12 protein-coding genes and 1 pseudogene are annotated in these 13190 nt (G+C 69.0%); 5 read left to right on the forward strand and 8 right to left on the reverse strand.

Annotated features, from left to right (window positions below; translation table 11 throughout):
• Positions 1–24 precede the first annotated feature (24 nt).
• Positions 25–1221 (reverse strand): PucR family transcriptional regulator, encoded by a 1197-nt coding sequence (locus AOK17_RS10160; protein ID WP_055612045.1) that lies wholly within the window; start codon positions 1219–1221, stop codon positions 25–27.
• 180 nt (positions 1222–1401) lie between these two features.
• On the opposite strand from AOK17_RS10160, the gene AOK17_RS10165 reads away from it, so the two are divergent.
• Genes AOK17_RS10165 through AOK17_RS10185 form a run of 5 tightly spaced genes read left to right on the forward strand, consistent with a single transcriptional unit; the run spans position 1402 to position 6487 of the window.
• On the forward strand, positions 1402–2226 hold the full coding sequence (locus tag AOK17_RS10165; RefSeq protein ID WP_055612046.1) for an ABC transporter ATP-binding protein: 825 nt from the start codon (positions 1402–1404) through the stop codon (positions 2224–2226).
• 8 nt (positions 2227–2234) lie between these two features.
• Complete coding sequence (locus tag AOK17_RS10170) at positions 2235–3203, forward strand: ABC transporter ATP-binding protein (protein ID WP_245697079.1); 969 nt, start codon at positions 2235–2237, stop codon at positions 3201–3203.
• A complete protein-coding gene (locus AOK17_RS10175) occupies positions 3200–4090 on the forward strand; it encodes a branched-chain amino acid ABC transporter permease (protein WP_055612047.1) in 891 nt (296 codons plus the stop codon). Before AOK17_RS10170 ends, AOK17_RS10175 begins: the two co-directional genes overlap by 4 nt.
• Complete coding sequence (locus AOK17_RS10180) at positions 4083–5216, forward strand: branched-chain amino acid ABC transporter permease (RefSeq protein ID WP_055612048.1); 1134 nt, start codon at positions 4083–4085, stop codon at positions 5214–5216. Before AOK17_RS10175 ends, AOK17_RS10180 begins: the two co-directional genes overlap by 8 nt.
• On the forward strand, positions 5213–6487 hold the full coding sequence (locus tag AOK17_RS10185) for an ABC transporter substrate-binding protein (RefSeq protein WP_055612049.1): 1275 nt from the start codon (positions 5213–5215) through the stop codon (positions 6485–6487). The genes AOK17_RS10180 and AOK17_RS10185 overlap by 4 nt, the downstream gene beginning before the upstream one ends.
• Before the next feature lie 121 nt (positions 6488–6608).
• Here AOK17_RS10185 and pssA read toward each other — a convergent pair whose 3' ends face one another.
• The 7 genes and pseudogenes from pssA to AOK17_RS49895 all read right to left on the reverse strand — a co-directional run.
• Positions 6609–7427, reverse strand: a complete 819-nt coding sequence (gene pssA, locus AOK17_RS10190; RefSeq protein WP_055612055.1) for a CDP-diacylglycerol--serine O-phosphatidyltransferase — start codon at positions 7425–7427, stop codon at positions 6609–6611.
• A gap of 22 nt (positions 7428–7449) precedes the next feature.
• On the reverse strand, positions 7450–8106 hold the full coding sequence (locus tag AOK17_RS10195; RefSeq protein ID WP_055612050.1) for a phosphatidylserine decarboxylase: 657 nt from the start codon (positions 8104–8106) through the stop codon (positions 7450–7452).
• 169 nt (positions 8107–8275) lie between these two features.
• Positions 8276–9481: an acyl-CoA dehydrogenase family protein gene (locus AOK17_RS10200; RefSeq protein ID WP_055612051.1), complete on the reverse strand. Its 1206-nt coding sequence runs from the start codon at positions 9479–9481 to the stop codon at positions 8276–8278.
• 2 nt (positions 9482–9483) lie between these two features.
• On the reverse strand, positions 9484–9996 hold the full coding sequence (locus AOK17_RS10205; RefSeq protein ID WP_043687845.1) for a MaoC family dehydratase: 513 nt from the start codon (positions 9994–9996) through the stop codon (positions 9484–9486).
• A 4-nt stretch (positions 9997–10000) separates the two neighbouring features.
• Positions 10001–10966 carry an HpcH/HpaI aldolase/citrate lyase family protein gene (locus AOK17_RS10210; protein ID WP_055612052.1) on the reverse strand — a complete coding sequence of 322 codons (966 nt, stop codon included), beginning with the start codon at positions 10964–10966 and terminating at the stop codon, positions 10001–10003.
• Complete coding sequence (locus tag AOK17_RS10215; RefSeq protein WP_055612053.1) at positions 10963–13011, reverse strand: protein meaA; 2049 nt, start codon at positions 13009–13011, stop codon at positions 10963–10965. Before AOK17_RS10215 ends, AOK17_RS10210 begins: the two co-directional genes overlap by 4 nt.
• Before the next feature lie 9 nt (positions 13012–13020).
• Positions 13021–13190 (reverse strand): annotated as a pseudogene (locus AOK17_RS49895) (crotonyl-CoA carboxylase/reductase); the annotation flags it as partial.

Below are 13190 nucleotides of genomic sequence, written 5' to 3' on the forward strand. Positions count from 1 at the left end.
GGCGGCGGGGGCGAGAAAAGAGCCCTAGCTCAACCGATACGCATCCAACGCCAACGTCATCTCAATCAAATCCCGAGGCCGAGCCAACGACCGAGACGTCAGCTGCTCCAACCGCCGCAAGCGGTTGAAGACCGTGTTCCGGTGGCAGTACAGACGCCCGGCCGCCCGCCCGGCAGACCCCTCACACGCGAGCCACGCATCCAGGGTCTCCAGCAACACCGCCCGATCGGCCGGTTCGAGTTCGAGCAGTGACCCGAAGACGTCGGACACAAGCCGCCCCGCCAACTCGGGCTGGCTCACGACGAGCGCGGTCGGCATCCGCTGATCGAGCCGCACGACGGCCGTCGCGTCGGGCGGACACGTGCGAAGGGCAAGCTCGGCGAGCCGCCGAGCCCGCCCCAGCTCGGCAAGCCCGGCGACGACGGGACTGATCCCACCGGGACCGGAACAACGGCCGTCCAAGGCGCGCGCGACCCCGTCGAGCCCCTGCCCGTCCGTGAGAGCCACCACCCCCACCTCACAGTCCGCCCGCATCCGCCAGATGAACCGGAACCCGTCCCCCTCCACGGGCCGCCGATACGACTCCCGTTCCCGCCGCTCGGACCGCAGTACGACCACCGCATACGGCCCCCGCTCGGGAAGATCGAGCCCGGCGGCGGCCCGAGCCGCGAGACCGGGCGCCTCCTGCCCTTCGAGGAGCGCGTCGAGCAGCGCCTGAAGCCGCTCGTCGGTACGCCGCCGAAGCTCCATCTCGGTCGCCCGGTACGCCTCGGTGGCCACGGCGGCCTGCGCGTCCACGGCGGACCACACCATGGTCGCCGAACGCATCAGCACCACGAGCCGCTCAGGCTCCTGCCCGGCCGCCGCCCCCTCCTCCATCAACGCGTCCCACACCAGATACCCCGCGGCGCGATACGCGTGCACGAGCAACTCAAGCGGCAACCCCTGCTGGGCCCGCCGCCGCCCCGCCTCCTCCGCGTACTCCAGGTCACGCCGTGGCGAGTCCCGGGGCGCGGAGATCGTCTGGATCCCGATCCGCATCGCCTCCTCGGCCTCCCGCCACTGCTGGTCGTACGGCAGGAACTCCTTGTAGACGGAGGAGTGTTCGGTCAGCTGCCGCATGTGCTCGTCGACGAGCTCGGGCAGCCGTTCCAGCAGCGCTGAACAGGACTCGGTGAGCAGCTTCCAGTCATGACCGGTACGCCTTCTGCGGGCTCCCATGGGCGGAGGATGCCACCGGTGGGCCGCCCCGCACAGGCCCCTGACACGCGGTGTTGTGCGCGCGCACAACGCACGGCCGCGCCCGCTGGTCACCCGCAGCGATTCGCCCGCACCCCGTGGACGGACGCCCCCGCCGGTGCTGTGGTGAGCGCCACACGGGGCGAGAACAGGGGGAGTTCGATGGGTGGTTCGGATGGTTCGGGCGGTTCCGGGCTGGTCGTTCACGACCTGTCGGTCGGATACGGGCCGGTACGCGCACTGCGCCAGGTTTCCCTTGAGGTGCCCGAGGGTGCCGTGGTCACCGTCCTCGGCGGCAACGGCGCGGGCAAGTCGACCCTGCTCCGGGCGGTCTGCCGGACGCTGTCGTTCCACGGCGGCGCGGTCACCGGCGGTACGGTGAGCTTGAACGGCCGCCGTCTCGACGGGCTGTCGCCGGACCGTGTCGTCGCCGCGGGAGTGTCCCAAATCCCGGAAGGGCGGCGGGTGTTCGCCCGGATGACCGTCGCCGACAACCTCCGCGCCGGAGCCCTCGGCGCCACCGGGGGCCGGACCGGCCGGGCCGCCGCCCTGCGCCGCGTCCACGAACTGTTCCCCGTCCTCGCCGACCGCGCCCAGCAGCGCGCCGGCCTGCTGTCGGGCGGAGAACAGCAGATGCTCGCGGTCGGCCGCGGCCTGATGGCCACCCCGCGCATCCTGCTCCTCGACGAGCCGTCCCTCGGCCTCGCCCCGCTGATGGCCGAGCGGATCGCCGACACCGTACGGGAGATCAACGCCCAGGGCACCTCGATCCTGCTCGTCGAACAGAACGCCGCCCTCGCCCTGCGCCTCGCCTCCCGCGCGTACGTCCTCGAAGTCGGCGAAGTCACCCTGTCGGGTCCTGCGGACGAACTGGCCGCCTCCGACGAGGTGCGCCGCCGCTATCTGGGCGTCGTCGACGAGGACGCGGCGGCCGACGCCGAGGGGGCCCGCACCACGCATCCCGCACTGACCCGCTGGAAGGGGTGAACACCGACATGCCGAGCGACGACGCGATGCCCAGCGACGGCACACCGGGCGACGACGAACCGGACCCCGCCCGGCCGCACAGCAGACGGGACCCGACCACCAGACCGGACCCCACCCGGTCAGGCCTCACCCGGTCGGATCCCACCCGGCCGGACTCCCCACCGCCGGAAGCCACTTCACCCGCTTCCGACGTCCCGCCGCTCCACGTAAGGGAGTTGACCGTCCGGTTCGCGGGCCTCACCGCCCTGGACTCCGTCGACTTCACCGTGCGCCCCGGCACCGTGCACGCCCTCATCGGCCCCAACGGCGCCGGAAAGTCCACCTGTTTCAACGTCCTGTCCGGGGTCTACCGAGCCACCGCCGGCAGCGTCCTCTTCGGCGAGCACGAACTGACCGGCATGCCTCCGCACCGCATCGCCGATCTGGGCGTCGCCCGCATCTTCCAGAACCTCGCGCTGCCTCCGCTCGCCACGGTCGAGGACAGCCTGCTCCTCGGACGCCACCGGCTCACCCGAACCGGCTTCCTGTCGGCGGGACTTCGCCTTCCCGCGGCGGCCCGTGAGGAGCGCCGACACCGTGAACGCGTGCGCGAGATCGCCGAGTTCGTCGGCATCGCGCCCTACCTCGGCCGTCCGGCGGGCTCCCTCCCGTACGGGCAGCAGAAACTCGCCGAACTCGCCCGCGCCCTCTGCATGGAGCCGCGCCTGCTGCTCCTGGACGAGCCGGTCGCGGGCATGACCGCCGACGAACGCCGCCGAACCTCCGCCGTGATAGCGGGAGTTCGCGACAGCCTCGGCATCTCGATCGTCCTGGTGGAACACGACATGGGGGTGGTGATGCGGCTCGCTGACGCGGTGACCGTACTCGACTTCGGGCGCCTGATCGCGGACGGCGCCCCCGCCGACGTACAGAACGACCCGGCGGTCGTACGCGCCTACCTGGGGGAGCACCGCTCGGGAGAGGAGAACGCCTCGTGAGCACCTTCGCCGAACTCCTCCTCAACGGCGTGTCGATGGGGTCGGTCTACGCCCTCATCGCCCTCGGCTTCGTGGTCATCTTCCGGGCCACCGAGGTCGTCAACTTCGCCCATGCGTCACTGCTGTTGGCGGGCGGGTACGTCACCGCGACCCTCCACGACGACATCGGCTTCTGGCCCGCGCTGCTGGTCGGGATCGCGGGGGCCGCGGTGGTCGGCGCGGCCGTGGAGTTCCTGGTGATGCGCCGCTACCGGGGGTCCGACCACAGCGTCCTCGCCATCGTCACGATCGGCGTGGACATCCTGCTCACCACGGAACTGACCCGCCGCATCGGCACGGACGTCCTGCCCCTCGGCGACCCGTGGGGCGACGCCGTGCTCACCATCGGCCCCATCTCCCTGGCCCACACGCGCATCGCCGCCTTCGTGGCCGCGGCGCTGCTCATCACCGTGTTCCTGCTCGCGTTCCGCTACACCTCCTGGGGCGTCGCGATGCGGGCCGCCGCAGAGAGCCCGGAGACGGCCGCGCTGATGGGCGTACGGCTCGGCAGGGTGTCGCTCGGGGCCTGGGCCGTGGCAGGCGGCCTCGCGGCCGTGGCCGCGCTGTTCCTGACCGTCTTCCCGACACCGGGACTGGAGAGAGCCACCTCGCTCGCCGCCCTCAAGGCCTTCCCCGCCGCCATCCTCGGCGGCCTCGACTCCACGACGGGCGCGCTCGTCGGCGGTCTGCTCGTGGGCGTCACCGAATCCCTGGCCACCGGCTACCAGAGCGAACTGACCTTCCTGGGGAGGGGGTTGGGTGACCTCGCCCCCTACCTCGTGATGATGGTGATCCTGCTCATCCGGCCCGCCGGGCTGTTCGGCACGAAGGAGCTGGCCCGTGTCTGAGGTCCTCACGCGTGACGCGGCGGCCGACAAGCCACGGCCCGCCCGCCGCAGGCCTGCCCTGCCCACCCACGCGCGTCCGTACGTCTGGGCCGCCGGAGCCGTCCTCCTGCTCGCCCTGCCCTTCTACGTGGACCGGTTCTGGCTCCAGGCCGGGCTGTTCGCGATGGTCGCCGCGATCGGGGCGATCGGCATCAACCTCCTCACCGGCTCCACGGGCCAGCTCTCCATGGGCCACGCCTTCTTCCTCGCGGTCGGCGCGTACGGCTACTGCGTGTTCGCCGCCGACGGCGGTGACGGGCTGACCGGCCTCGGCCTGCCGACCTGGCTCGCGGCCGTCCTCGCCGTCCTCGTCGCGGGCCTGGCGGGCGGCCTCTTCAGCCCCATCGCGGGCCGGCTGCGCGGCGCCTACCTGGGCATCGCCACACTCGCGCTGATCTTCATCGGCCAGCACGTGCTGTTCAACGCCCGCGACCTCACCGGCGGCTTCAACGGCCGCGAGGTACCACCCCTGAGCCTCTTCGGACTCACCTTCGACGACCGTGAACTCGTCGTCGCAGCCGTGCCGTTCGGCTCGGCGGAGAAGCTCTGGTACGCGGGACTCGTCCTCCTCCTCGGCTGCGCGCTCTTCGCCCGCGGGGTGCTGCGCGGTCGCCCCGGACGGGCCATGAACGCCATCCGGGACCACCGCATAGCCGCCGGGGTCATCGGCGTGCCCGTCGCCCGCTACCGGGCCGCCGTCTTCGTCCTGTCCTCGATGTACGCGGGCCTCGCGGGCGTCCTGCTCGCCCTGGTCTTCCAGCGGACGGTGCCGGACTACTTCGGCATCACGCTGTCGCTCGAATACCTCGCCATGATCGTCATCGGCGGGCTCGGTTCGGTCTCCGGGGCGGTGGTCGGGGCCGCGTTCGTCTCCCTGCTGCCGCAGCTGCTGACCCGCTACAGCGATGCGCTGCCCCTGGTCTCCGCCCCCGGTACGGGCGGGATCGCACCGGGCGAGGCATCCCGGTACCTCTACGGCGCCGCCGTCGTCGCGGTGGTGCTCTTCCTGCCCGGCGGCCTGGTCAGGGTGGCCGCCGGGCGTCGTGTCAGGACCGGTCCACGGTCCAATCCAGGGGAGGAACGATGAGGACGACTTACGCGGCCCAGGTGACCGCAGGCGCGCTCGCCGCGCTGCTCGTGCTGGCCGGGTGCAGCTCAAAGGCCAAGGACGACGACAACGACAGCAAGGGCAAGGGGACGGCCGCGGGCGAGGTGAAGACCGGCGACGGCATCTCCGGCAAGACCATCACGCTCGGCGTCCTCACCGACATGACCGGCGTGTACGCGACCCTCGGCAAGAGCGTCACCCAGGCCCAGCAGCTCTATGTGAAGCAGCTGAACGCCGACGGCGGTGTCTGCGGCTACAAGGTCGAGCTCACCGTCCGCGACCACGGCTACGACCCGCAGAAGGCCCTCGCCGGGTACACCGAGCTGGAGCCGAAGGTGCTCGGCTTCACGCAGTTCATCGGCTCGCCGTTCGTCGCCTCGGTCAAGCAGCGCATCGACGGTCAGGACAAGGGCCTGGTCCTGCCGCAGGCCTGGTCGGCGACGCTGCTCGGCAGCCCGTACATCCGGGTCATCGGATCCACGTACGACATCGAGACGATCAACGCCGTCGACTTCCTGATGAAGGAGAAGGGCATCAAGAAGGGCGACAAGATCGGGCACGTCTACTTCGAGGGCGACTACGGCGAGAGCGCGCTGGTCGGCTCGAAGCACATCGCGAAGGAGGCCGGTCTGACCGTCGTCGAACAGAAGATCAAGCCGACCGACAACGACATGACCGCCCAGGTCGCGGCCCTGAAGAAGGCGGGCGTCAAGGCGGTCGTGATCAGTGCGGGCCCGCGTCAGGCGGCCTCGCTGGTCGGTGTCGCCGCGGCAGGCGGCTTCGACGTCCCGATCATCGGCAACAACTCGGCCTTCGCCCCGCAGCTCCTGGCGACCCAGGCGGGCCCGGCCCTGATGAAGAACTACTACGTGGCCTCGCCCTCGCTGCCCATCGGCGCGGACACCCCGGAGGCCCAGAAGCTGGTCGCCGACTACAAGAAGGCGTACCCGAAGGACTCCCTGGACAACGGAGTCGTCGCCGGCTGGACCGCGGTCTACGCCTTCGGCGAGGCCCTGAAGAAGGCCTGCGCGTCCAAGGACCTGACCCGTGAGGGCGTGGACAAGGCCCTCCTCACCATCAACTCCCTCGACACCGGCTTCGGCATCCCCCAGGACTTCACCGACCCGAACGCCCCCTCCTCCAAGCAGAGCGTCATCCTCCAGCCCGACAAGTCCGTCACAGGCGGCATGAAGGTGGTCAGGGACCCCGAGGCCTCGGACACCGCGACGGCATACACACCGGCCACCTGAGCCCGGCTGTTCGGGGGCGCGGGGAACTGCGCAGTCTTTCGGTCCCGCACGAAGGGCCCCGCACGAAGGGCCCCGAACCAACAGGTTCGGGGCCCTTCGACGTCGTACACCGACGAAACCGCTACGGCAGCTGTGCCGCCCGCGCCTCACGCCGGTTGTCCCTGAAGTTGTTCACCCTCCGAGCCGTGGCGAAGAGGGGAATCACCGCTCCGGTCACCAGCTGCAGCGCACACCCGGTCTGGAGCAGAAGCTGCCCACCGGGCGCGTCGAACGCCCAGGCGGCGAGCAGCGCCATGCTCGTGACGATCCAGGAGAGCATCGCCACGGCGAGCCGCCCCCGCGGCTTCGGGTACTCGACCCGGCTCACCATCAGCCACGCGGTGCCGATGATCGCCATGAGCGTGGCGACGAACGGCAGCTCGAGCAGCACGATGGAGACGACGGTCAGCGCGCCGAACGGCGAGGGCATGCCCTGGAAGGTGCCGTCCTTGACCGTCACGCAGGAGAATCTGGCGAGTCGGAGCACGACCGCCAGCAGGACCACGATGGCCCCCACCGCCGCCACTCGCTGGTGCGCGTCGTCGGCGACCATGCCGTAGACCAGCACGAAGTACGCCGGCGCCAGGCCGAAGCTGATCAGGTCGGAGAGGTTGTCCAGCTCCGCGCCCATGGGTGAGGAGCGCAGCTTGCGGGCGACCAGGCCGTCGAACAGGTCGAAGACCGCGGCGCACAGCATCAGGATCACGGCGGTCGCGGCACTGTGCCGCGCCATGCCGGTCTCCTGGCTGCCCGTGAGGTGCGGGATCAGGATGCCGGTGGTGGTGAAGTACACCGCCATGAAGCCGCACGTGGCGTTACCGAGCGTGAGGGTGTCCGCTATTGAGAGGCGGAGAGAGAGGGGCATCTCCTCCTCGTCGTCCAGCTCGTCGGCCTCCGGCACCCAGCCGGCCTGTGTCTCGGGATCAATCACGGTCAATGCGAGTCACCCCCGCCACGGTCTTCTGGCCGACCTCCACGTCGACCTCGACACCCTCGGGGAGGTAGATGTCGACGCGCGACCCGAAACGGATCAGCCCGATCCGGTCGCCCTGCTCGACCTTCGTGCCCTGAGGGATGTACGGCACGATACGCCGCGCGACCGCACCGGCGATCTGGATCATCTCGATGTCGCCGAGCTCGGTGTCGAAGTGCCAGACAACGCGCTCGTTGTTCTCGCTCTCCTTGTTGAACGCCGGAACGAAACCGCCGGGGATGTGCTCGACGGACGTCACCGTGCCGGAGAGAGGCGCGCGGTTGACGTGGACGTTCAGCGGGCTCATGAAGATCGCGACGCGGGTGCGACCGTCCTTCCACGGCATGATGCTCTGCACCACGCCGTCGGCCGGGGAGATGACCCGGCCCGGGGCGATCTCACGCTCGGGGTCGCGGAAGAACCACAGCATGCCCGCCGCCAGCGCGGTGGCGGGCACGGCGACGGCCTTGGCGGCGCCGGACTTGCGCGCGCGTACCAGGCTGAGTGCTGCGGTGGCGACGGTCGGCAGGAGCCACGGCGATGCTCCGCGCGCAATACGTACGCCTGCCAGGCTGTCGCGTGGTGCAGAGGTTTGGCTGTGGGGCATGGATGACCTTCGTAGCGGATGATGCCGCGCTGTAACGGGGGACGGCGGCTTTCCCGGGATCGTACCGGTCGCGGGCCACAACTGGGCAAGCCAGGAAGCCGAGTCGGCGGCTGAAGAGCGTTGACGGGGTGTGACCTTCTTCTCGATGAAACACCCCGAATCGGTATATCTAGCCCTGGAACCGATACTCTTCGAGCAGCCTGCGTCCGATGATCATTTTCTGGATCTCGGCGGTACCTTCACCGATGAGCAGCATCGGGGCCTCACGGTAGAGGCGCTCGATCTCGTACTCCTTGGAGAAGCCGTAACCGCCGTGGATCCGGAAGGCGTCTTCGACAACCTCTTTGCAGTACTCGGAGGCGAGGTACTTCGCCATCCCTGCTTCGAGGTCGTTTCGCTCCCCGGAGTCCTTTTTGCGTGCCGCATTCACCATCATCGCATGGGCGGCCTCGACCTTGGTAGCCATCTCGGCCAGCTTGAACTGGATCGCCTGGTGCTGGGCGATCGGTTTGCCGAAAGTGTGACGCTGCTGGGCATAGGAGACGCCCAGTTCGAACGCACGCTGAGCTACACCGCAACCACGCGCCGCCACGTTGACGCGGCCGACCTCGACGCCGTCCATCATTTGGTAAAACCCTCGGCCGGTGGCCCCGCCGAGCACGCGATTGGCCGGAATCCGCAGGCCATCCATGATCAGCTCGGTGGTGTCGACACCCTTGTACCCCATCTTGTCGATCTTCCCGGGGATGGTCAGGCCGGGGCGGACCTCACCGAAGCCGGGCTCCTTCTCCACCAGGAAGGTCGTCATCGACTTGTGGGGCGCGGTGCCCTCGGGGTGGCCTTCGTCACTCTTCACCAGAACGGCCACGAGCGTCGACGTTCCGCCGTTCGTCAGCCACATCTTCTGACCGTTCAGGACGTACTCGTCGCCGTCCTTGACCGCCTTCGACGTGATCGCCGAAACGTCCGAGCCAAGTGCCGGTTCCGACATGGAGAACGCGCCGCGCACCTCGCCCGCCGCCATCCGCGGCAGGAAGTACTCCCGCTGCTCCTGCGTGCCGTGCTGCTTGAGCATGTACGCCACGATGAAGTGGGTGTTGATGATGCCGGACACCGACATCCAGCCGCGCGCGATCTCCTCCACGCACAGCGCGTAGGTGAGGAGCGACTCGCCCAGACCCCCGTACTCCTCGGGGATCATGAGGCCGAAGAGGCCCAACTCCTTGAGCCCGTCGACGATCTGCTGCGGGTACTCGTCGCGGTGCTCCAGCTCGGTCGCGACCGGGATGATCTCCTTGTCCACGAAGTCCCGGACGGTGGACAGGATCTCCTGCTGGATGTCGGTGAGACCGGCGGTCTGGGCGAGTCGCGCCATGGCTACTTCTCCTGCTCCTTGAGCTGGGGCCGGCCGGGCTGTTCGCCGCCGCGCTCCTTGATGTACGTCTCGGTGGGGACCATCACCTTGCGGCGGAACACACAGACCAGCGTGCCGTCCTGCTTGTAGCCCTTGGTCTCGACGTAGACGATTCCGCGGTCGTTCTTGGACTTCGACGGGGTCTTGTCGAGGACCGTGGTCTCGCCGTAGATCGTGTCGCCGTGGAAGGTCGGCGCGACGTGCTTCAGCGACTCGACCTCCAGGTTGGCGATCGCCTTGCCCGACACGTCCGGCACCGACATGCCCAGCAGCAGCGAGTAGATGTAGTTCCCCACGACGACGTTCTTCCCGAAGTCAGTCGTGTTCTCCGCATAGTTGGCGTCCATGTGGAGCGGGTGGTGGTTCATCGTCAGGAGACAGAAGAGGTGGTCGTCGTACTCGGTGACCGTTTTCCCGGGCCAGTGCTTGTAGACCGCGCCGACCTCGAACTCCTCGTAGGTGCGTCCGAACTGCATGTGCTCAGGCCTCCGGGGCTTCGAACTTGCTGGTGCGCTGCATGCCCGCGGCCCGGCCCTTGCCGGAGATGACGAGGGCCATCTTGCGGCTGGCCTCGTCGATCATCTCGTCGCCGAGCATCGCGGAGCCCTTCTTGCCGCCCGCCTCGGACGTGTAGAAGTCGTACGCGTCCAGGATCAGCTCGGCGTGGTCGAAGTCCTCCTGCGAGGGCGAGAAGATCTCGTTGGACGCCTCGACCTGGCCCGGGTGCAGCACCCACTTGCCGTCGAAACCGAGGGCGGCGGCGCGGCCCGCGACCTCGCGGTAGCCGTCGATGTTGCGGATCTGCAGGTAGGGGCCGTCGATCGCCTGGAGGTTGTTGGCGCGGGCGGCCATCAGGATCTTCATCAGGATGTAGTGGTAGGCGTCCGCCGGGTAGCCGGGCGGCTGCTCGCCCACGACCAGCGACTTCATGTTGATCGACGCCATGAAGTCGGCCGGGCCGAAGATGATCGTCTCGACGCGCTGGGAGGCCGTCGCGATCTCGTTGACGTTGTTCAGACCCTGGGCGTTCTCGATCTGCGCCTCGATGCCGATCTTGCCGACCTCGAAGCCCATCGTCTTCTCGATCTGCGTCAGCAGGAGATCCAGGGCCACGATCTGCTGGGCGTCCTGGACCTTCGGCAGCATGATGCAGTCGAGGTTCGGGCCCGCGCCCTCGACCACCGTGACGACATCGCGGTACGTCCACTCGGTCGTCCAGTCGTTGACGCGCACGACCCGCGTCTTGCCCGTCCAGTCACCCTCGTTGAGGAACTTGACGATGGTGTGCCGCGCCTCGGGCTTGGCCAGCGGCGCGCACGCGTCCTCCAGGTCCAGGAAGACCTGGTCGGCCGGGAGACCCTGCGCCTTCTCCAGGAAGCGGGGGTTGCTCCCCGGCACGGCGAGGCAGGAGCGCCGCGGACGAAGACGGTTGACGGGGCTGGTCATGCGGGGACCTCCAGTGGGTCGAGCTTGTTCGCTTTCCGGATCTCGTCGACGATCCGGCCGATGATTCCGGTGATGTCGAAATCCTTCGGAGTGAAGACCGCGGCCACTCCCGCGGCCCGCAGGTCTTCGGCGTCGCCATTCGGGATGATGCCACCGGCGATCACCGGGATGTCTGTGGCACCGGCCACACGCAGGCGTTCGAGCACGTCAGGGACCAGTTGGGCGTGCGAACCGGAGAGGATCGACAGGCCCACCGCGTGCACGTCCTCGGCGACGGCCGCGGTAACGATCTCCTCGGGCGTGAGCCGGATGCCCTGGTAGACCACCTCGAACCCGGCGTCACGGGCCCGTACGGCGATCTGCTCGGCGCCGTTGGAGTGCCCGTCCAGGCCCGGCTTGCCCACCAGGAAGCGGAGCTTGCCGACGCCCATCTCCTTCGCGGTCAGCTCCACCTTGCGGCGGACCTCCGACATGGCCGAGCCCTCCTCGGCGGTCACCGCGACGGGCGCGGAGGAGACACCGGTGGGGGCGCGGAACTCGCCGAACACCTCGCGCAGGGCACCGGCCCACTCGCCGGTCGTGACCCCGGCCCGGGCGCACTCCAGGGTGGCCTCCATGAGGTTGCCGGTGCCCTTCGCGGCCTCCTTCAGCCGCTCCAGCGCCTTGCAGGGGCGCGGGTGGTTGAAGGGGGGCTGATAGCGGGTGTCCCGCCAGTCCTTGAGGGCGGCGGTCACGCCGGCCTCGACCGCCGGGTCGACCGTCATGATCGCGGCGTCCAGATCGGCCGTGAGCGGGTTCGGCTCGGTCGACTCGAAGATGTTGACGCCGACGATCTTCTCGTCACCGGACTCGATACGGGCCCGGCGCTCGGCGTGCGACGAGACGAGCTGCGACTTCAGATAGCCCGACTCGACGGCCGCCATCGCGCCGCCCATCTCCTGGATCCGGTCGATCTCGGCGAACGAGTCCTCGACCAGCTGGGCGACCTTCGCCTCGATGACGTGCGAGCCCTCGAAGATGTCCGCGTACTCCAGCAGGTCGCTCTCGTACGCGAGCACCTGCTGCATGCGCAGGGACCACTGCTGGTCCCAGGGCCGGGGCAGGCCCAACGCCTCGTTCCAGGCCGGGAGTTGGACGGCACGCGCGCGTGCGTCCTTCGAGAGGGTCACCGCCAGCATCTCCAGCACGATCCGCTGGATGTTGTTCTCCGGCTGGGCCTCGGTCAGACCGAGCGAGTTGACCTGGACCCCGTACCGGAAACGTCGGTGCTTGGGGTTCTCGATGCCGTACCGCTCGCGCGTGATCCTGTCCCAGATGCGGCCGAACGCCCGCATCTTGCACATCTCCTCGACGAAGCGGACGCCCGCGTTCACGAAGAAGGAGATGCGCGCGACCACGTCACCCTTCTGCTCCTCCGCGATCTGCCCGGACGCGAACACCGCGTCCAGGACGGCGATCGCGGTGGACATCGCGTACGCGATCTCCTGGACCGGGGTGGCTCCCGCCTCCTGCAGGTGGTAGCTGCAGATGTTGATCGGGTTCCACTTGGGGATGTTGTTGACCGTGTAGCAGATCATGTCCGTCGTCAGACGGAGCGAGGGCACGGGCGGGAAGACGTGCGTCCCCCGTGACAGGTACTCCTTCACGATGTCGTTCTGGGTCGTGCCCTGGAGCTTGGTGATGTCGACGCCCTGCTCCTCGGCGACGACCTGGTAGAGCGCCAGCAGCCACATGGCGGTGGCGTTGATGGTCATCGAGGTGTTCATCTGGTCCAGGGGGATGTCCTGGAACAGCCGGCGCATGTCACCGAGGTGCGAGACGGGCACGCCCACCCGGCCGACCTCGCCGCGGGCGAGGATGTGGTCGGGGTCGTAGCCGGTCTGTGTCGGCAGGTCGAACGCGACCGACAGACCCGTCTGGCCCTTGGCGAGGTTGCGCCGGTACAGCTCGTTGGACGCCTCGGCCGTGGAGTGACCGGCGTACGTGCGCATGAGCCACGGCCGGTCCCTCTCGTTCTTCGCCTGCGGCGTCTGGCGCTCAGTCATGGGTGGCCCTCAGATGTTCCGGAAGCGGTTGATGGCGTCGACGTGCTGGGCGCGCTTCTCCTCGTCGCGGACGCCGAGGCCCTCGGCGGGCGCCAGCGCCAGGACTCCGACCTTGCCCTGATGGAGGTTGCGGTGCACGTCGTACGCCGCCTGCCCGGTCTCCTCCAGCGAGTACACCC

Origin of the sequence: Streptomyces phaeochromogenes, from assembly GCF_001418655.1 — a bacterium.
Classification (GTDB): domain Bacteria; phylum Actinomycetota; class Actinomycetes; order Streptomycetales; family Streptomycetaceae; genus Streptomyces; species Streptomyces phaeochromogenes.